Source organism: Paraburkholderia lebeckiae (genome assembly GCF_050436225.1).
Lineage (GTDB): Bacteria > Pseudomonadota > Gammaproteobacteria > Burkholderiales > Burkholderiaceae > Paraburkholderia > Paraburkholderia tuberum.
Genome location: NZ_JBNDLU010000002.1, coordinates 288,688 through 307,418 on the forward strand (window position 1 = coordinate 288,688; position 18,731 = coordinate 307,418).

The window sequence follows — 18,731 nt, forward strand, 5'->3', positions numbered from 1 at the left end:
GAAATGTGATTGCGAAAAAATCTCCTTACCAGCCGTGTCTTGGAACATAATTTGAGTCAAACCGGAAAGGGAGACCGAATATGAACGCGATCTCGCTCGACGCCACCGATTGCCGTATCTTGACGGTGCTTCAGCAGGAAGGACGGATCAGCAATCTCGACCTGGCGGAGCGCATCTCGCTCTCGCCGTCGGCCTGTCTGCGACGCTTGCGTCTGCTGGAAGAGCAGGGCGTCATCGAACACTACCGAGCGTGCCTGAACCGCGAAGTTTTGGGGTTCGAGCTGGAAGCGTTCGTGCAGGTATCGATGCGCAACGACCAGCAGAACTGGCACGAGAGTTTTGCCGAAGCGTTGCGCGACTGGCCCGAAGTGGTGGGCGCTTTCGTCGTGACCGGCGAAACCCACTATCTGCTGCGCGTGCTCGCGCACAACCTCAAACACTATTCGGACTTCGTGCTCAATCGCCTGTACAAGGCGCCGGGCGTGATGGACATTCGCTCGAACATCGTGCTCGAAACGCTGAAGGAAGATTCGGGCGTGCCGGTGTCGCTCGTGAAGAAGAACAGCGGGCACGGAGCCACGCATAGCGACCGTTGAGGATGACGAGGGCGGGGCGCGCCGTTTTCGACGCGTCCGACCGACAGGCGCTACAGACGCCAGGGAAGCGCCATGCCGCTCAAAGCGGCTTCAGGCCGTGGAACTGCGCGCTCTGGAACACGAGCGGCAGCATGTCCGCGGCATTTTCATGCACACCGCAGCGCTCCACTTCGCCGACGAAAATCACGTGGTCGCCTTCCTCGTAGCGGCTGCGGTTATGGCATTCGAACCACGCGAGTGCGCCGTCGAGCACCGGCATGCCGGTGTCGCCCGCCGCGTGCGACACGCCCTCGAAGCGGTCGCCCTTCACGGTCGCGAAGCGCTTGCACAGATCGAGCTGCGTCGAGGCCAACACATTGATCACGTAGTGACTGTTGGCGCGGAACACCGGCATCGACGCGGAGCGCGTCGCGAGACTCCACAGCACGAGCGGCGGAGAGAGCGACACCGAGTTGAACGAACTGGCCGTGATGCCGATCAGTTGGCCGGACGCGGCGCGCGTCGTGATCACGGTGACGCCGGTCGCGAACTGGCTGAGCGCCTGTTTGAACGCGGACGGGTCGAAGTTGGGAGGGCTCGCGCGCTTCATCGGGGCGAGGCCCCCGTCGCGCGCCGTGTGAAAGAACGACTGCAGCGCGAATCAAGGCGCGAATTGAAGCGTATACCCGCGCGGCGGGAAGCGGATGTTTCGAAAGTCATGGTGAAAATCGTTGATTTCTGCCAATTTTAACTGCAATCGCCGCGCGCGCCGCATGACGATGCGTGCGGCGCGTGGCAGCCGGGCGGCTGCATCGACGATCTCCTCAAAAGGCTGCACGCGAAAATTTATCGATCGTGCTGGGTCGAGTTGCGGGCGCGGCGCTTGCGTGTATGAGGCACGGTTATTCACCCGTCGCCTGCCGGCGTTTCTATACTCGATATCTGCACGGCCGGATTTGCGGTCATTGCGCGACGGGTGCCTGACTCGTGCCTGACTGCGCCTTTCGGAACGCGTTTTCGGCCATATATTCGGATGCGGTGGCAGATACGGCGGCGCTGCGCAGGCCGGCTGCCGATCATTGTGTGAATCTGATCCTGGGGTGAAGCTTATGAACGAGACGGCAACGCTCGGCGGTGGATGTTTCTGGTGCCTCGAAGCGGTGTATCTGGGCGTCGAGGGCGTCAATGCGGTGGAGTCGGGTTATGCGGGCGGTCACTCGCGCCATCCGAGCTACGAGCAGGTCTGCGACGGCGACACCGGTCACGCGGAAGTGGTCAAGGTCGACTTCGATCCGGCCAAGATCAGCTATCGCGAGATTCTCGACATCTTTTTCGCGATCCACGATCCGACCCAGCTGAACCGGCAGGGCAACGACGTCGGCACGCAATACCGCTCGGTGATCTTCACGCATTCCGACGCGCAACACGAAACCGCGCTGCAGGCGATTCGCGAGATCGGCGAACAGCGCATTTACGACGGCAAGCTCGTGACCGAGGTGCTGCCGCTCGGCGACAATTACTGGCCCGCCGAGGCTTATCATCAGAACTATTTCGCGCAGCATCCGAATCAGGGCTACTGCTCGTTCGTGGTAGCGCCGAAAGTCGCGAAATTCCGCCAGAAGTTCGCGCATCGGATCAAGGCGGGTTAACGGCGCAGCGCGAGGATTGGAGTCGGCAACGGGCGGATGCGTAAGACCGCCCGCTGCTGTTCGTCACTGCGGTTCCTGTGCTCGCGATGGCGCCTCGTCGCCGTTATCGCCGCGTCCCTGCGTGACACGCACGCAGGCTTCGACGATTTCTTCGGCCAGTTTCACGCAGCTGAGCGGCGCCGATCCCTCCGCCTTGTTGTTGACCGCGATCACGACCGGCTGACCAGCGAGCGCGTAGCGCGCGGCCAGCGCGGCGAGCGACGCGCGCGTCGCCGGATCTTCGTCGACGAGCCGGTTGAACGGCTCGTACTTGGCCTTCGCCTGTTCGTACTTGAAACCGCCGTGCAGGCTCCAGCGCACGATCAGCGGACCGGCCGGCTCGCCATCGAGCAGCGCGAGCGCCGCGGCCTGGCGCAGCGGATCGGGCATCCGCGCATGAATGCCGACGCAGTAGCGCACGCCAGCCGTCTTCAGCATGCGGATGAAGCGCGGCGTGAGCAGGCTCGCGTCGCGAATCTCGACCGCGTAGCAACTGCCGTCTGGCAGCCCGGGCAGCGCGTCGAAAAACTCTCCCAGACGCTCGATGAATACGGCCGGCTGCGCAAGCATTTGATCCGGCAGCGGCGAAAACTGGAACACCAGCGCGCCGGCCTTTGCGCCGAGGCCTTCGAGGCAGGGCGTGACGAAATCGTCGATCGCCATCTGCGCGTTCAGGAAGCACGGGTTCAGCGACACCGGCTCGCCGCGCTCGGCGCGCACGGTGGCATCGGTGATCGTCATCGGCGCCTTGACGATGAAGCGGAAGTGCTCGGGCACCTGCTGCGCGTAGCGCAGGTATTCGGTGACCGTCAACGCCTGGTAGAACGAGCGGTCGATGCTGACCGTCTTCAGCAGCGGATGTGCGCCGTACGCACTCAAGCCCTCGCGCGACAGTTTGCTGTTGCTGTAGTCGTCGCCGTAGACGATGCCTGTCCAACCGGGGAACGACCATGTCGACGTGCCGAGGTGGATCTGCGGCGGCAATTGCGCCGCGAGCGCGAGCAGTTCCGGCGACGGCGGTGCAGCGAGCACGTCGCGGCTGCGGCGCTTTTTCGGGGCGTCGGCGGAGACCGGGGCACAGTCTGGTTCAGGAGCGGGGCTGTCGGGCGGGGTGTCGTCTTCGAACAGCGACGCGGGGGCATTGGATATTGCGGTCTTCGGCGTGCGCTTGTGCTCTGGCTGCGCGGCAGCGCTTGCGGCCGAATCGGCTTCACGTGCGGACATGGCCGGCGCTTCTGCCGCGGCCTCCACCGGCATCCCGAACAGATCGAACTGCTGCGTGGCCTGATGCGCCGCGTCGTCCGCGCTGCCGTCCAACGGCTCTTCAACGTCACTCGTCCTGCTCTGGTCCATCAATGTCCGGCCTGCTGTTCATCAGAATTGCGCCGCGGCGCGCGCTCCATGCACGCCGCCGCGGCGCGACCGGTCACAAACCGGGTCACAGCCGGGTCACAGCGGTTTTTCGTACATGTAGCGGCGCGACCACGGCAGGGTTTTCGCGCTGCGGCCGGCTTTGCGGCACACCACCTGGAAAATCGACACGTCGTCGTTTTCGAACGCATACGCGCAGCCGGCCAGATACACGCGCCAGATGCGGAATTTTTCGTCGTCGACGAGCTTGCGCGCCTGGTCCGCGCGGGCTTCGAAATTTTCCGCCCAGATGTCGAGCGTGTGCGCATAGTGACGGCGCAGGCTTTCGACGTCAACCGCTTCGAGCCCACCGCGCTGCATCGCTTCGAGCGCGAGGCTGATGTGCGGCAGCTCGCCGTCCGGGAACACGAAGCGGTCGATGAACTCACCGCCACCGAGCGCGGTTTCGCCGCTATCGGCGTCGCTCGACGTGATGCCGTGGTTCATCGCGATGCCGTCGTCGGCGAGCAGATCGTGCATCTTCTGGAAATAGCCGGGCAGGTTCTTGCGGCCGACGTGCTCGAACATGCCGACGCTCGTGATGCGATCGAACTGTCCCTGCACGTCGCGATAATCCTGCAGGCGGATTTCGATCTGGTTTTCGAGGCCCGCCGCTTTCACGCGCGCGGTGGCGAGGTCGAACTGGTTCTGCGACAGCGTGACACCGACGCACTTCGCGCCGAACTTCTGCGCGGCGCGCAGCACGAGCGCGCCCCAGCCGCAGCCGATGTCGAGCAGACGCTGCCCGGGCTGCAGCTGGATTTTGGTCAGAATGTGATCGATTTTCTTCAGCTGCGCGGTCGCGAGGTCTTCGGTGCCGGTCTCGAAGTACGCGCACGAGTAGACCATGTTCTCGTCGAGCCACAACTTGTAGAACTCGTTCGACACGTCGTAGTGATACTGGATCGCTTTCTTATCCGACGTCTTCGAGTGATTGAAGTAGCGCCGCACGCGCGCGAGCTTGCCAGCGCTCGTCACGGTGCTGCGCGCGAGCTGATAGCCGATATTGATGATGTCCGACAGCTTGCCCTCGATGTCGATCTTGCCTTTGACATAGGCTTCGCCAAGATTGTCGAGGCTCGGTTCGAGCAGATAGGGCAGCGCGGTTGCGCTCTTCACGTGTAGCGTGACCCGGGGCGCGGCGAACTGCCCGAAGTCGTGTTGCTGACCGTCCCACAGCACGAGGCGTGCGGGCAGGTTAGCTGTGGTTTTGACATCTTCAACCCACTGCGCCAGCTTTTTCTCCCAGAACATGTGATCTCTCCGTGTTCGTTGATTTAAAGCAAAGCTATGTGGATCGCGACATGGCGCGGCGCATTCCGCGGGCCGCGCAACGCAATCCCGCCGGCGCGCGCCGCTACGTTGGCGCCGCCGCCGGCCTCATTCGTCCGGTCATCGACCGGTCAGGGCGACAGACGTGCGATCAGCCAGTTGGCGCTTTCTTCCGCGCGCGTGAAAAGCAGCCGATCGTGCAGCCGCGATGGCCGCCCCTGCCAGAATTCGATCGCGTCGGGCACCAGACGGTAGCCACCCCAGTGCGGCGGACGCGGAGGATTTTCGCCGTATTGCAGGCTGATTTCGCGTTCGCGTACTTCGAGCTGCGAACGGCTTTCAATCACCTGACTCTGATTCGATGCCCATGCGCCGATCCTCGAGCCGAGCGGACGAGACGCGAAATACGCGTCACTGTCTGCCTCGCTCGTTTTGACGACGCGGCCCTCGATGCGCACCTGGCGTTCGAGTTCGATCCAGTGAAACAGCAGGCTCGCGTAGGGGTTCGCGCTCAGTTCGCGGCCCTTGCGGCTTTCATAGTTGGTGAAGAATACGAAACCGCGCTCGTCGACGCCCTTGATGAGCACGATGCGTGCCGAAGGCCGGCCGCGCGCGTCGACCGTGGCCAGCGTCATTGCATTCGGCTCGGGCAGCTTGGCGTCGATGGCCTGCTGGAACCACGTGTCGAATTGACGGAACGGATCGTGGTTGACGTCGGCAACGTCCAGTGAGCCCAGCGAGTAGTTTTTTCGAAGCTCGGCGAGTGAGATCATGTTCTTATGCGAACGCTACAGTGGGCCAAGTATAGCTAAGGCGTCAGGTTTTTGCGCGCGAGCGGAGCAACGTATGGCGCGGCACATGTTGCGCCAGCGCAAGCCTGCAACATTGCGTCGCTGCTCGTGGTTCTGCGCGGCTGTTTGCACGTGTTCAGGCAAAATACGGGCTGCGCGCCCCATTTGCCAAAGCAATTTGCCAAGGCAATTTGCCAAAGCGCCACCGCCTGCTTTGTTCCGCCTGTGTTTTCGAGCCCTGCCATCATGTCCAGCACCGCCGCGCAATCCGATCTTACTACCAGCCTCGACGCGAACGAAACCGCCGACCGCGCGCGCCGTTTCGGCGGCATCGCCCGTCTGTATGGCGCGCCCGCGCTCGCCGCATTCGAGGGTGCGCACGTCGCGGTGATCGGCATCGGCGGGGTGGGGTCGTGGGTCGCGGAGGCGCTTGCGCGCAGCGCGCTCGGCACGCTGACGCTGATCGATCTCGACAACGTCGCGGAAAGCAACACGAACCGGCAGATTCACGCGCTCGACGGCAACTACGGAAAACCGAAGGTCGAAGCGATGGCCGAACGCATCGCGGCAATCAATCCGTACTGCGAGGTGCGGCTGATCGAGGACTTCGTCGAGCCGGACAATTTCGCGGCCATGCTCGGCGGCGGCTTCGACTATGTGATCGACGCGATCGACAGCGTGCGCACGAAGACCGCGCTGATCGCATGGTGCGTCGAGCGCCAGCAGCCGCTGATCACGGTCGGCGGCGCGGGCGGTCAGCTCGACCCGACGCGGATCCGCATCGACGATCTCGCGCTGACGATCCAGGACCCGCTGCTGTCGAAGGTGCGCGGGCAGTTGCGCAAGCAGCATGGCTTTCCGCGCGGGCCGAAGGCGAAGTTCAAGGTGAGCGCCGTGTATTCCGACGAGCCGTTGATCTATCCGGAAGCGGCCGTGTGCGATATCGATGAAGAAGCCGAGCACGTGAGCACGTCGCCGGGACATACTGGGCCGGTCGGCTTGAATTGCGCGGGGTTTGGCTCCAGCGTGTGCGTGACCGCGAGCTTTGGTTTTGCGGCCGCGGCGTTTGTGTTGCGGGAGCTGGCGAAGAAGGCGACGGTTTAGGTGGCAGCCCGGGCGGCGGTTTCAACCGCTCTGACCCAGGCTGCCATCGGGCAAAACATCACAATGATCAATATAACGACGCGCTCAGCCTGCGCCGCCACTGCGACACCAGCTCCGGCTGATGCGCGGCCAGATCGAACACCGACAACATCGTCTTGCGGCCGATATCGTCGCGGAACGTGCGGTCGCGTTGCACGATCGCGAGCAGATGTTCGAGCGCCTGCGCGTATTTGCGTCGCGCGATAAACGCATTCGCGAGATCGAAGCGTGCTTCGAGATCGTCGGGATTGCCGGCGACGCGCGCTTCGAGCGCATCGGTGGGCGGCAGGTCCGCGGCGGCGTCCACCGCGTCGAGCCGCGTCTTGATCGCGTTGAAACGCGCGTCGATGCCTTGCGTGGTTTTCGGCGACAGCAGATCGACTTCGTTGCGGGCCTCGTCGATGCGGTTGTCTTCGAGCAGTAACTCGATGCGGTCCATACGCGCGTCGTCGAAGCCCGGGTCGTACGCGAGCGCCGCTTGCAGCAGGTCGTAGGCGTCGTCACGGCGGCCTTCGGCGAGCGCGGTCTGCGCTTCGATGCGCGCGGCCGGCGCCCCTTGCGGCACGAGCCGGTCGAGGAACTCGCGCAGCTGTCCTTCCGTCAGCACGCCGACGAACTGATCGACGGCCTGGCCGTCGGCGAACGCGATCACGTGCGGAATGCTGCGGACCTGGAAGTGCGCGGCCAGTTCGTGGTTCTCGTCCACGTTGACCTTCACGAGCTTCCATTTGCCGGCGGCTTCGGCTTCGAGCTTTTCGAGCATCGGGCCGAGACTCTTGCAGGGGCCGCACCACGGCGCCCAGAAATCGACCAGCACGGGGGCCAGCATCGACGCCTTGATGACGTCCTGTTCGAAAGTGGCCAGAGTGGTGTCCATTGCGTCCTCGTCGATAGAAACGGTTTGTGAACAGGCGCTAGGTGGGGCCGAATCGCGCGAATTCAATGCGGTGATTCGCGCGCGGGCCCGGCGCCGTCACTTGCGCTGCGGCAGCGGAATCCATTCGGTTTCGCCGGGCACATGGCCCATTTCCTGATTGGTCCACGCGAGCTTCGCGGCTTCGATCTTCTCGCGCGAGCTCGCGACGAAATTCCATTCGATGAAGCGCTCGCCGTCGAGCTTCTCGCCGCCGAGCAGCATCACGCGCGCGCCGTGCGTGCTCGCGAGCGTGACGGTTTCGTCGAGCGCGAGCACGGCCATCTCGGCCGCTTCGAGCGGCGTGCCGTCGATCTCCAGATCGCCTTCCACCAGATACACGCCGCGCTCCTCGTGCTCCGGTTCGAGCGCGAACGCGCTGCCCGGCGTGAAGTCGGCGGCGACGTACAGCGTGCCCGAAAACGTCGCGACCGGCGACACCGCGCCGAATGCGGTGCCCGCGATCACGCGCAGCGTCACGCCGTTGCGCTCGACGACCGGCAAGGTCGCCGCCGCATGATGCGTGAACGACGGCTCGGCGTCTTCATCGGCGAGCGGCAGTGCGACCCAGGTCTGAATGCCATGAACCGTCTGGCCGCGCGCGCGGTCTTCCGGCGGCGTTCGCTCCGAATGGACGATGCCGCGCCCGGCCGTCATCCAGTTGACGTCGCCGGGGACGATCTTCTGCTCGGAGCCGAGGCTGTCGCGATGCATGATCGCGCCGTCGAACAGGTAGGTGACGGTCGCGAGGCCGATATGCGGATGCGGGCGCACGTCGAGGCCGCTGCCGGGTTCGAGGGTCGCGGGGCCCATGTGGTCGAAGAAAATGAACGGGCCGACGAGGCGCGCCGCCATCGCAGGCAGCACGCGCCGCACGGTCAGATTGCCGATGTCGCGTAAGTGCGGTTTGAGGACGGCTTTGATCGAGGAAGTCATGGGCAAGCTCGACGGGAAAGTGAAAGGAGAAGGCTCAATGGTCGATTCTACTGCGCGTCGCGCGCTGCCGACGGCAACGGCGCACGCTCGCCACGAGCGGGCGCAACGAAGCGAATTTGCGGCCTCCGTTACACTGCCAGATTGCACCGTTTCATTGGAGACCCGGATGTCGCCCAGGGACTTGCTGCTCGCGCTGATCGTCGTGCTCGCGTGGGGCGTCAATTTCGTCGTGATCAAGGTCGGCCTGCATGGCGTGCCGCCGATGCTGCTCGGCGCGCTGCGCTTTACGCTCGCCGCGGTGCCGGCGGTGTTTTTCGTCAAGCGGCCGCAGATGCCGTGGCGGTGGCTGTTCGCCTACGGTGCGACGATCTCGTTCGGGCAATTCGCGTTCCTGTTCTCGGCGATGTACGTCGGCATGCCGGCGGGGCTTGCATCGCTGGTGCTTCAGGCGCAGGCGTTTTTCACGCTGATCTTCGCGGCGCTGTTTCTGCACGAGCGCTTCCGTTTGCCGAACGTCGCGGGTCTGCTGATCGCCGCGGCGGGGCTCGCGGTGATCGGCCTGCAAGGCGGCCACACGATGTCCGTCGCTGGTTTCCTGCTGACGCTGTGCGCCGCGTGCATGTGGGCGCTCGGCAACATCGTTACGAAGAAGGTCGGCAAGGTCGATCTGGTCGGACTCGTCGTGTGGGGGAGCCTGATTCCGCCGCTGCCGTTTTTCGCGGCGTCGTTCGTGTTCGAAGGGCCGCGCGAGATCGCCGCCGCGCTGACCGGTATCAGCGCGCTGTCGATCTTCGCGATCGTCTATCTGGCGTTTGTCGCGACGCTGGTCGGCTATGGCTTGTGGAGCCGTCTGCTGTCGCGCTATCCGGCGAGTCAGGTCGCGCCGTTCTCGCTGCTGGTGCCAATCGTCGGACTCGCGTCGGCGTCGCTGCTGCTCGGCGAGCAACTGTCTGCGATGCAGGTGGCGGGCGCGTTGCTAGTGATGGCGGGGCTCGCGGTTAACGTGTTCGGCGGCTGGGTCGTGCAGCGCTTGATGCCGGCACGCTGAGCAACCGTTGCGCCACGGGTTGCGAGCGTGAATCACAAAACGGCCGGAGGGCCGTTTTGTGATTGGCTCGTGCGTGCCGACATCACGTCATGCGGCCCTTTGCGAGCGGCGGATTCGCCGCGAAATAGCGCTTGATGCCGGTCAGGATCGCGTTGGCCATCCTTTCGCGATACGCGTCGTCGTTCAGGCGGCGCTCTTCGTCCGGATTGCTGATGAACGCGGTCTCGACGAGGATCGACGGAATGTCCGGCGCCTTCAGCACCGCGAAGCCGGCCTGCTCGACCGAGCCCTTGTGCAGCTTGTTGATGTCGCCGATCTCTTTGAGCACGAAGTTGCCGTAGCGCATCGAGTCGCGAATCTGCGCGGTGGTCGACATGTCGAACAGTGCGCGGTTCACGGTGGCGTCGTCGGACTTGATGTTGATGCCGCCGATCAGATCCGACGAGTTCTCCTTGTTCGCCATCCAGCGCGCGGCCGCGCTCGACGCGCCGTGCTCCGACAGCGCGAACACCGACGAGCCCTTCGCCTCGGGCGTCGTGAACGCGTCCGCGTGGATCGATACGAACAGGTCCGCGCCGACGCGGCGCGCTTTCTGCACGCGCACGTTCAGCGGCACGAAGAAGTCGGCGTCGCGCGTCATCATCGCGCGCATGTTCGGCTGCGCGTCGATCTTCGCGCGCAGCTTCTTCGCGATGTCGAGCGCGACGTGCTTCTCGTAGGTGCCTGCGCCGCCGATCGCGCCCGGGTCCTCGCCGCCATGACCCGGATCGATTGCGACGGTGAGCAGTCGCACGGTGTTGCTGCGGCTCGACTTCGGCGTGGTGAATGCGTAGGTGTCGCCGCTGTCGCCGAGGTTGTCGTTGTTGCTGTCGAGACCGCGTGCGGTGCTGTTGGCGTTGCCACCCTTGTTGCGCGCGAGTGCGGCAGGCGGCGCGGAGGGCGCGGCCGGCGCCGCCGTGCCATGCGTGGGCGGATGCGGTACGCCCGCGGCGCCATTGCCGGCGCCACCGTTCTGCGCGTAGTGCTCGAAGAACGCTTCGCTGTTGTCGACCGGCGGCGCCGTGCCGGGGCCGGCAAGCGTCGCGGGCGGCGCGCTGTTTTCTTCGTCGAGCGCCTGCTGCTTGCGCTCGGTCTGCGCGAGCAGATCCATCAGCGGATCGGGCGCGACAGCCGGATACAGGTCGAACACGAGCCGGTACTTATACGCGCCGACCGGCGGCAGCGCGAACACCTGCGGCTTCACCGAGCCCTTCAGGTCGAACACCATGCGCACGACGTGCGGCTGATACTGCCCGACCCGCACCGACGAAATCTGCGGATCGTTTGGTGTGATCTTCGAGACCAGCTCCTTCAGCGCCTGATCGAGATCGAGGCCGTTCAGATCGACGACGAGCCGGTCCGGTCCCTGCAACAACTGCTGCGTGTTCTGCAGCGGCTGATCGGATTCGATCGTCACGCGCGTGTAGTCGCGCGCGGGCCACACGCGCACGCCGAGCACCGAGCTCGCAAACGCGAGACGCGGAGCGACGAGGCCGAGCACCAGCGTCGACGCACTGGCGCGCAGGATCTGTCGGCGCCGCCAGTTATGCGTTGCGCCCGCCGCCGATTCGATCGATTGGAATGGTTTGATTAACATCTTTCGAGACATGCCTTTCCTGATTCGCTATAAGCGCGTGCGACGAGTACGCGTGCGTCCGCGTTTGCTTCTGTGTTGCCGACGAGCCCGAGCGAGAAGACGAGATCCGGCACGCCGAGCAGCGGTCCCGCGCGTTGCGGCCATTCGACGAGGCAGATCGCGCCGCTGTCGAAATATTCGCGAAAGCCCGCGTCGGCCCATTCGGCCGGATCGGTGAATCTGTACAGATCGAAGTGATAGAGCGCGAGTTCCCCGGCGGGCCGCTCGAGCACATACGGTTCGACGAGCGTGTAGGTCGGACTGCGCACGCGGCCGGTGTGGCCGAGGCCGCGCAAGATCGCGCGCACGAGCGTGGTTTTGCCGGCGCCGAGATCGCCGAGCAGTTGGACTTGCAAGCCGTGGAACGCGAGGGCGCTTGCGGTGCCAGGCTGGGCTGGCTGTGCCTGATGCGAGTCCGCGCGCACGGTTTCGATCGCCTGTGCGAAGCGCGCGCCGAACGCCTGCGTGGCGGCTTCGTCCGCGAGCGCGAAAGAGCGTTCGAGCAGCACTTGAGCGGACGGTAGGGGCGCGTGATCGGGATTGACAGGCATTCTCGTAAAATGGCGTGATGAACCGAAGTCCGAAGTCCCCTGTTTTCTGCACGCCCGCATCGGCCGATGATGCCATGCGAGCTTCTGGCGCAACGTCCCGTTTCGACGAGGCGGCGCTTCGTGCGCTCGCGCTCGACATCAAGACGTGGGGCCGTGAACTCGGTTTCGGGGCGATCGGCATTAGCGATACCGATCTGTCGGCCGCCGAAGCGCCGCTTGCAGCGTGGCTCGAAGCGGGTTGCCACGGCGAGATGGATTATATGGCCAAACACGGCATGAAACGCGCGCGGCCGGCCGAGCTTGTGGCCGGCACGCGACGCGTGATCACCGCACGCATCGCCTATTTGCCTGCGCAGACGCTGGAAGCAGAGGCGGCTGAAGGGGCGCATGAAGGGGGACATGAAAGCGCGCCTGAAAGCATGCCGCAAGACGTAACGCAACCCGCCTCACGCGCGACACCCCGCGCGCGCGACTGGCGCGCGGCCGAGCACGCGCGGCTCGCGGACCCGTCCACGGCGGTCGTGTCGATCTACGCGCGCGGCCGCGACTATCACAAGGTGATGCGTCAGCGCCTGCAACAACTGGCCGACCGGATCGAAGCGGTGATCGGGCCGTTCGGCTATCGCGTGTTCACCGATTCGGCGCCGGTGCTCGAAGTCGAGCTCGCGCAGAAGGCCGGCATCGGCTGGCGCGGCAAGCACACTTTGCTGCTGCAGCGCGACGCCGGCTCGCTGTTTTTCCTCGGCGAGATCTATGTCGACGTGCCGCTGCCGACCGACGCCGAAACCTCGCCCGAGGCCGCGCCCGAAACGCCGGGCTCGCATTGCGGCAGCTGCGCGCGCTGCATCGGCGCCTGTCCGACCGGTGCGATCGTCGCGCCGTACAAGGTCGACGCGCGGCGTTGCATCTCGTATCTGACGATCGAGCTGAAGGGCAGTATTCCGCTCGACCTGCGGCCGCTGATCGGCAATCGGGTGTACGGCTGTGACGATTGCCAGCTCGTGTGTCCCTGGAACAAGTTCGCGCAGGCCGCACCGGTCGCTGATTTCGACGTGCGGCACGGGCTCGATCGCGCGTCGCTGGTCGAACTGTTCGCGTGGAGCGCCGAGGAGTTCGATACGCGCATGCAGGGCAGCGCGATTCGCCGCATCGGCTACGAGAGCTGGCTGCGCAATCTCGCGGTCGGCATGGGTAACGCGTTGCGCGCCGCGCCCGGAAGTCTCGACCTCGATGCCCGTGCCGCGATCGTGCTGGCTTTGAGGCAGCGAGCCGGCGATCCGTCGGCGGTCGTGCGCGAGCATGTGGAGTGGGCGCTCGAAGCGGCGTAAAGTCGTGGCAATTCGGTGCCGGCAATCTGGCACGCTAGGGTCTGTTTACATATGGAACGCACGTGCGTTGCCGCGAGAAGGGCCGCTCGCAAGGATTGCGACGCCGCGAATACTCGACGTATTCGCAAGGAGCATGACGCAGCGAGCGGCCCTTCTCGCGGCAACCCCAGTTCTGAATTTCATTCCAGGGGAATGCCCGCTATCGGCCGCAAGGCGGCGTCGTGCGTCGCTCACGTGGCGCGGCCACGCAGCGCTCCTTACTCCTTGCCCTGCGGCCGATAGCGGGCATTCGCACGTGCGTTCCATATGTAAACAGACCCTAGAGGAGCAGGCAATCATGTTCAACTCAGTGATCGATGCGCCGTTCGGCAAGATCGGCATCCGGCTCGAAGGCGAAGCCGTGCGCGAGATCGTATATCTGCCCGGCTCGACCCCCAACGTCGCGCCCGACACGCCGCTCGCACGCGAGGTGGCCGAACAAATCGAGCGTTATTTCGAGCACGCGTCAGCGAAATTCGAGCTGCCGCTCGCCGAGTGCGGCACCGCGTTCCAGCGGCGCGTGTGGCAGGCGATCAGCGACATCCCGCCCGGCGTCGTGCTGACTTACGGACAACTCGCCAAGCAGCTCGGCAGCGTGCCGCGCGCGGTCGGCCAGGCGTGCGGCGCCAATTTCTTTCCGATCGTGATTCCGTGTCACCGCGTGGTGAGTTCGAGCGGCATCGGCGGCTTCGCGCACGATGGCGGCGACGGCTTCTTCCGCAACGTGAAGCGCTGGTTGCTCGCGCATGAAGGTGTGCCGTACGTATGAGCACGAGCACCATCACCGATACCGCTGTACACGTCGAAGACACGGCCGCCGCATCACCGCTGCTGCTGACCAGCTCCGCATCGATCGACGCCTTCTGCGACGCGCTGTGGCTCGAACATGGCCTGTCGCGCAACACGCTCGACGCGTATCGCCGCGACTTGCGGCTCTTCTGCGAATGGCTCGCGCACGCGCGCAACGCTTCGCTCGACACCGCGAGCGAAGCCGACCTGAGCGCCTACAGCGCGGCGCGGCAAAAGGACAAGGCGACCTCGGCGAACCGCCGGCTGTCGGTGTTTCGCCGCTATTACGCGTGGGCCGTGCGCGAGCATCGCGCGGCCGCCGATCCGACCTTGCGCATCCGCTCGGCGAAGCAGCCGCCGCGATTTCCGTCGACGTTGAGCGAGGTCCAGGTCGAAGCGTTGCTCGGCGCACCCGACATCGACACGCCGCTCGGCTTGCGCGATCGCACGATGCTCGAGTTGATGTACGCGAGCGGCTTGCGCGTGACCGAACTGGTCACACTGAAAACCGTCGAGGTGGGACTCAACGAAGGCGTCGTGCGCGTCACTGGCAAGGGCTCGAAGGAGCGGCTGGTTCCGTTCGGCGAAGAGGCGCACGCGTGGATCGAGCGCTATCTGCGCGAGGCGCGCCCGGCGCTCCTCGGCCCGCGCGCGACCGATGCGCTATTCGTGACGACACGCGCGGAAGGCATGACGCGCCAGCAGTTCTGGAACATCATCAAGCGACACGCGCAGGCTGCGGGCGTCCATGCGCCGTTGTCGCCGCACACGCTGCGGCACGCGTTCGCGACCCATCTGCTCAATCACGGCGCGGATCTGCGCGTCGTGCAATTGCTGCTCGGTCACACCGATATTTCGACGACGCAGATCTACACGCACGTCGCGCGAGAGCGGCTGAAATCGCTGCATGCGCAGCATCATCCGCGCGGGTGAGCACGACGTGAAGCGCGCGGGTGCCCGCGCGCTTCACACGAACTGGCGTAACCGGTGCTTGAGGATCTTGCCGGTCGATGCGGCCGGCAGCGCCGCGAGCACCTTCAGCTCGGCTGGCCGCTTATACGGCGCGAGCCGCTCGCCGCACCACGCGATCAACTCCGCGGGCGTGACGGTCGCGCCGGAAATCAGTTCGACGAACGCGATCACCTCCTCGTTGCCCTCGATCGCGCGTCCGAGCACCGCCGACTGCACGACCTGCGGATGCGCGTTCAGCACATGCTCGACCTCGGCCGGATACACGTTGAAGCCGGAGCGGATGATCAGCTCCTTGCTGCGCCCGACGATATGCAACGCGCCGTCCGCGGCCTGCCGGGCGAGGTCGCCGGTCTTCAGCCAGCCATCCTCGGTGACGGTCGCGCGGGTCTGCTCGGGGTTGCGGTAGTAGCCGAGCATCACGTTCGGCCCGCGCACCCATAGCTCGCCGATCTCGCCCGGCGCGGCTTCGACGCCGTCGAGCCCGACGAACTTCACCTCGACGCCTGGAATGACTTCGCCGACCGAGCAATCGGCGCGCGGCGCGTCGACCATCGTCTGCGACACGGTCGGGCTGCTTTCGGTCATGCCGTAGCCGTTGTGCAGCGGCAGACCGTACACCGCTTCGGCCTGCGCCTTCAGCGCGGCGTCGAGCGGTGAGCCGCCCGAGTAAGCGAAGCGCAGTCGCGGCGCGGACCATGAGTGGCCGTGCGTGTGCAGATGTTCGAGCAGCTTCGCGTGCATCGCCGGCACGCCCTGGAAGATCGAGACGTGCTCGGTGGCGAGGGCGAGGCGCACCGCTTCCGGCACGAAGCGCGGCGCGAGCCGCAACGTCGCGCCCGCATGCAGGCTGCCGAGGCACATCGACGCGAAGCCGTACACATGCGAGATCGGCAGCACCGCATAGACGACGTCGTCGGGCCCGACCTGGCGCAGCCGGCTCGACACGGCCGCGATGTACAGCAGGTTGCGATGCGACAGCATCACGCCTTTCGGCGTGCCGGTGGTGCCGGTCGTGTAGATCAGCGCCGCGCATTGGCGGTCGCTGGCGGGTTCGACGGCTTCGGCTTGCACGCTGCTGTCCACCACATACGACCATGCGCCGATGTCCGGCGACAGCGTGGGTGCGTGCGTCGCTCGATGCCGCTCAGCGTGCTGGCGTGCGTCGGGCGAGCTTTCGAGCGCATACGCGACGACGCGCGGTTGCGCATGCGCGCGGATCGAATCGAGTTCGGCGGCTGACAGTCGGGCGTTCGACACGAGCGCCCACGCATCGAGCTTCGCGGTCGCGAATAGCAGCACGATTTGCGCGATGCTGTTCTCCGCGACGATCATCACGCGATCGCCGCCGCGCACGCCCGAGTCGCGCAGCAGCGCGGCGGCCGCATCGACGGCCTCGCGCAGTTGCGCGTTGGTCAGGCGGCGCGCATCTTCGATCAGCGCGACATGCCGCGGATCGCGTGCGGCGGCGAGCGCCGGGATGTCGCCGATGCGCGCGGGCAGGGCGGCGAGCAGCGCGGGGATATCGATCGTGGAACGGATGGATGAAGCCTGCTTCAACACTGTCTCCTCTTTACCAATTCGTAGCCCTGCGCGCGGTATCTCGCACTGCGCAGACATATTTTCGAACGATCGTGCCACAAGTGTCGAACCCGCACAATTGGCCATCCGGCAAATAGCCGTTGTGCAAACTCGCCATTACAATGCGCCGATGAGCAAATCCAGACACGTGTCCGAAACACCCGCCACGCAGCTGCTGCGCCGCCATGGCGTCACGTTCGGCGAGCATCCTTACGACTACGTCGAACATGGCGGCACCGCGGTATCGTCGTGCCAGCTCGGCGTCGACGAGCATCACGTCGTGAAGACGCTGGTGATGGAAGACGAGCACGCGAAGCCGTTGATCGTGCTGATGCACGGCGATCGCACCGTCAGCACCAAGAACCTCGCGCGGCAGATCGGCGTGAAGCGCGTCGAGCCGTGCAAGCCCGAGGTCGCGAACCGGCATTCGGGTTATCTGATCGGCGGCACGTCGCCGTTCGGCACGCGCAAACAGATGCCGGTGTATGTCGAGTCGACCATTCTCGAGATGGACAAAATCTGGTTGAACGGCGGGCGGCGCGGCTTTCTCGTCAGCATCGAGCCGAAGGTGCTTACCGATCTGCTCGCGGCGAAGCCGGTGCAATGCGCGAGCGTGGACTGACGCCGACGAGCGGGTTGACGTTTGCCTGAATGTTTTTCGCGCGGACGCGTTCGGTAAAATGTGCGCCGCCCTGATTCGACGGGCATGCCCTGTTGCGGTTGGGGTATCGAATGTCAGACCGCGATCCTTATAAGAGTCCCAGATGCAAAACCTGATCGTCGCTGTCGTTGCCTATCTGATCGGTTCGTTGTCGTTTGCCGTGATCGTGAGCGCCGCGATGGGTCTCGACGACCCGCGCTCGTACGGCTCGGGCAACCCGGGCGCCACCAACGTGCTGCGCAGCGGCAGCAAGAAGGCCGCGATTCTGACGCTGATCGGCGACGCCTTCAAGGGCTGGCTGCCGGTATGGCTGGTCGTGCATTTCGGCGCGCGTTACGGGCTCGACGAGCGCGCGATCGCGATTGCGTCGCTTGCGGTGTTTCTCGGTCACCTGTATCCGATTTTCTTCCGCTTCAAGGGCGGCAAAGGCGTCGCGACCGCCGCGGGCGTGCTGCTCGCGATCAACCCGACGCTCGGCGTCGCGACCTTGCTAACCTGGCTGATCGTCGCGTTCTTTACGCGCTACTCGTCGCTCGCGGCGCTGTGCTCGGCGCTGTTCGCGCCGCTCTTCTACGTGTTTCTGTTCGGGCCGCGCATCGTCGCGCTCGCGGTTCTGGTGATGAGCCTGCTGCTCGTGTGGCGGCATCGCGGCAATATTGCGAAGCTGATGCGGGGGCAGGAGAGCCGTATCGGCGACAAGAAGAAGGCAGCCAGTCCGGCGGCGGGCAACGATCTTTGAAGTGGGGCTGAGCGCTTCGCCCCGCCAGATGGCCCGATGCGAAGCGCTTCCGGGTCCGTGGGAGGCTCGTTGCAAACCTGGGCGCGTCGTGCCGCTCAGTCGCGGAAGTTGTTGAAGTCGAGCGGCGTGTCGGTCACGTCCTTGCGCAGCATCGCGATCACGCTTTGCAGATCATCGCGCTTCGCACCGGTGATGCGCACCGCATCGCCCTGAATGCTCGCCTGCACCTTGATCTTGCTGTCCTTCACCAGACGCACGATTTTCTTCGACAGATCGCCCGAGACGCCCTTCTTGATCTTGATGACCTGCTTGACCTTGTCGCCGCCGATCTTCTCGATCTTGCCGTAGTCGAGGAAGCGCACGTCGACGTTGCGCTTGGCCATTTTCGACAGCAGCACGTCCTTCACCTGGCCGAGCTTGAAGTCGTCGTCCGCGTACGCGGTGATTTCGTTTTCCTTGTGTTCGACGCGCGCGTCGGACCCCTTGAAGTCGAAACGCGTCGAAATTTCCTTGTTGGACTGCTCGATCGCGTTCTTGACTTCGATCATGTTCGCTTCGCAGACGACGTCAAACGATGGCATTGCTTTCTCCCAATAGTGCGGCAGTGCGCGACACAGCCGGTC

The 18,731-nt window shown here is 64.9% G+C and carries 20 protein-coding genes; 9 read left to right on the forward strand and 11 right to left on the reverse strand.

What is annotated here, in order from left to right; all coding sequences use genetic code 11:
- Positions 1 to 80: 80 nt before the first annotated feature.
- Positions 81 to 596 (forward strand): Lrp/AsnC family transcriptional regulator, encoded by a 516-nt coding sequence (locus OKW45_RS16080; RefSeq protein WP_018421651.1) that lies wholly within the window; start codon positions 81 to 83, stop codon positions 594 to 596.
- Between the two features lie 79 nt (positions 597 to 675).
- Here OKW45_RS16080 and OKW45_RS16085 read toward each other — a convergent pair whose 3' ends face one another.
- Both OKW45_RS16085 and OKW45_RS16090 read right to left on the reverse strand, forming a co-directional pair.
- Positions 676 to 1,185, reverse strand: coding sequence for a flavin reductase family protein (locus tag OKW45_RS16085; RefSeq protein WP_184051503.1), 510 nt, complete (start codon positions 1,183 to 1,185; stop codon positions 676 to 678).
- A gap of 51 nt (positions 1,186 to 1,236) precedes the next feature.
- Positions 1,237 to 1,485, reverse strand: a complete 249-nt coding sequence (locus tag OKW45_RS16090) for a hypothetical protein (protein ID WP_429469796.1) — start codon at positions 1,483 to 1,485, stop codon at positions 1,237 to 1,239.
- A 199-nt stretch (positions 1,486 to 1,684) separates the two neighbouring features.
- Here OKW45_RS16090 and msrA point away from each other — a divergent pair, with 199 nt between their 5' ends.
- Entirely contained in the window at positions 1,685 to 2,224 is a 540-nt protein-coding gene (msrA, locus tag OKW45_RS16095) for a peptide-methionine (S)-S-oxide reductase MsrA (protein ID WP_018421649.1), read from the forward strand.
- Between the two features lie 63 nt (positions 2,225 to 2,287).
- Here the strand turns inward: msrA and OKW45_RS16100 are convergent, their stop codons facing one another.
- The 3 genes from OKW45_RS16100 to pdxH all read right to left on the reverse strand — a co-directional run bounded on the left by OKW45_RS16100 (position 2,288) and on the right by pdxH (position 5,718).
- The gene (locus OKW45_RS16100) at positions 2,288 to 3,616 is read right to left on the reverse strand and encodes a DUF72 domain-containing protein (RefSeq protein ID WP_429469798.1); all 1,329 of its coding nucleotides are present in this window, start codon (positions 3,614 to 3,616) and stop codon (positions 2,288 to 2,290) included.
- A gap of 96 nt (positions 3,617 to 3,712) precedes the next feature.
- Positions 3,713 to 4,927 carry a class I SAM-dependent methyltransferase gene (locus OKW45_RS16105; RefSeq protein WP_018421647.1) on the reverse strand — a complete coding sequence of 405 codons (1,215 nt, stop codon included), beginning with the start codon at positions 4,925 to 4,927 and terminating at the stop codon, positions 3,713 to 3,715.
- 149 nt (positions 4,928 to 5,076) lie between these two features.
- Positions 5,077 to 5,718 (reverse strand): pyridoxamine 5'-phosphate oxidase, encoded by a 642-nt coding sequence (gene pdxH / locus OKW45_RS16110; RefSeq protein ID WP_018421646.1) that lies wholly within the window; start codon positions 5,716 to 5,718, stop codon positions 5,077 to 5,079.
- 264 nt (positions 5,719 to 5,982) lie between these two features.
- On the opposite strand from pdxH, the gene tcdA reads away from it, so the two are divergent.
- Entirely contained in the window at positions 5,983 to 6,840 is an 858-nt protein-coding gene (tcdA, locus tag OKW45_RS16115; protein ID WP_429469800.1) for a tRNA cyclic N6-threonylcarbamoyladenosine(37) synthase TcdA, read from the forward strand.
- Positions 6,841 to 6,907: 67 nt separating this feature from the next.
- On the opposite strand, the gene trxA is transcribed toward tcdA, so the two are convergent.
- Positions 6,908 to 7,756: a thioredoxin gene (trxA, locus tag OKW45_RS16120; protein WP_018421644.1), complete on the reverse strand. Its 849-nt coding sequence runs from the start codon at positions 7,754 to 7,756 to the stop codon at positions 6,908 to 6,910.
- Between the two features lie 96 nt (positions 7,757 to 7,852).
- On the reverse strand, positions 7,853 to 8,728 hold the full coding sequence (locus OKW45_RS16125; RefSeq protein WP_184006412.1) for a pirin family protein: 876 nt from the start codon (positions 8,726 to 8,728) through the stop codon (positions 7,853 to 7,855).
- 166 nt (positions 8,729 to 8,894) lie between these two features.
- Between OKW45_RS16125 and OKW45_RS16130 the strand changes: the two genes are divergently transcribed.
- Positions 8,895 to 9,776 (forward strand): EamA family transporter, encoded by an 882-nt coding sequence (locus tag OKW45_RS16130; protein WP_429469802.1) that lies wholly within the window; start codon positions 8,895 to 8,897, stop codon positions 9,774 to 9,776.
- An 82-nt stretch (positions 9,777 to 9,858) separates the two neighbouring features.
- Here the strand turns inward: OKW45_RS16130 and OKW45_RS16135 are convergent, their stop codons facing one another.
- On the reverse strand, positions 9,859 to 11,424 hold the full coding sequence (locus OKW45_RS16135; RefSeq protein WP_429469804.1) for an N-acetylmuramoyl-L-alanine amidase: 1,566 nt from the start codon (positions 11,422 to 11,424) through the stop codon (positions 9,859 to 9,861).
- Positions 11,406 to 12,002 carry a tRNA (adenosine(37)-N6)-threonylcarbamoyltransferase complex ATPase subunit type 1 TsaE gene (tsaE, locus tag OKW45_RS16140; RefSeq protein ID WP_429469806.1) on the reverse strand — a complete coding sequence of 199 codons (597 nt, stop codon included), beginning with the start codon at positions 12,000 to 12,002 and terminating at the stop codon, positions 11,406 to 11,408. The genes OKW45_RS16135 and tsaE overlap by 19 nt, the downstream gene beginning before the upstream one ends.
- Positions 12,003 to 12,019: 17 nt before the next feature.
- Between tsaE and queG the strand changes: the two genes are divergently transcribed.
- The 3 genes from queG to xerD all read left to right on the forward strand — a co-directional run bounded on the left by queG (position 12,020) and on the right by xerD (position 15,091).
- On the forward strand, positions 12,020 to 13,330 hold the full coding sequence (gene queG, locus OKW45_RS16145; protein WP_429469808.1) for a tRNA epoxyqueuosine(34) reductase QueG: 1,311 nt from the start codon (positions 12,020 to 12,022) through the stop codon (positions 13,328 to 13,330).
- A 337-nt stretch (positions 13,331 to 13,667) separates the two neighbouring features.
- Positions 13,668 to 14,138, forward strand: coding sequence for a methylated-DNA--[protein]-cysteine S-methyltransferase (locus tag OKW45_RS16150; RefSeq protein ID WP_429469810.1), 471 nt, complete (start codon positions 13,668 to 13,670; stop codon positions 14,136 to 14,138).
- Positions 14,135 to 15,091, forward strand: coding sequence for a site-specific tyrosine recombinase XerD (xerD, locus tag OKW45_RS16155; RefSeq protein ID WP_429469812.1), 957 nt, complete (start codon positions 14,135 to 14,137; stop codon positions 15,089 to 15,091). The genes OKW45_RS16150 and xerD overlap by 4 nt, the downstream gene beginning before the upstream one ends.
- Before the next feature lie 33 nt (positions 15,092 to 15,124).
- Here xerD and OKW45_RS16160 read toward each other — a convergent pair whose 3' ends face one another.
- Entirely contained in the window at positions 15,125 to 16,687 is a 1,563-nt protein-coding gene (locus OKW45_RS16160) for a class I adenylate-forming enzyme family protein (RefSeq protein ID WP_429469814.1), read from the reverse strand.
- A gap of 151 nt (positions 16,688 to 16,838) precedes the next feature.
- On the opposite strand from OKW45_RS16160, the gene OKW45_RS16165 reads away from it, so the two are divergent.
- Both OKW45_RS16165 and plsY read left to right on the forward strand, forming a co-directional pair.
- Entirely contained in the window at positions 16,839 to 17,330 is a 492-nt protein-coding gene (locus OKW45_RS16165) for an aminoacyl-tRNA deacylase (RefSeq protein ID WP_429469816.1), read from the forward strand.
- A 142-nt stretch (positions 17,331 to 17,472) separates the two neighbouring features.
- Complete coding sequence (gene plsY, locus OKW45_RS16170; protein WP_018421634.1) at positions 17,473 to 18,108, forward strand: glycerol-3-phosphate 1-O-acyltransferase PlsY; 636 nt, start codon at positions 17,473 to 17,475, stop codon at positions 18,106 to 18,108.
- Between the two features lie 95 nt (positions 18,109 to 18,203).
- Here the strand turns inward: plsY and OKW45_RS16175 are convergent, their stop codons facing one another.
- Positions 18,204 to 18,689 carry a YajQ family cyclic di-GMP-binding protein gene (locus OKW45_RS16175; RefSeq protein WP_018421633.1) on the reverse strand — a complete coding sequence of 162 codons (486 nt, stop codon included), beginning with the start codon at positions 18,687 to 18,689 and terminating at the stop codon, positions 18,204 to 18,206.
- Positions 18,690 to 18,731 lie beyond the last annotated feature (42 nt).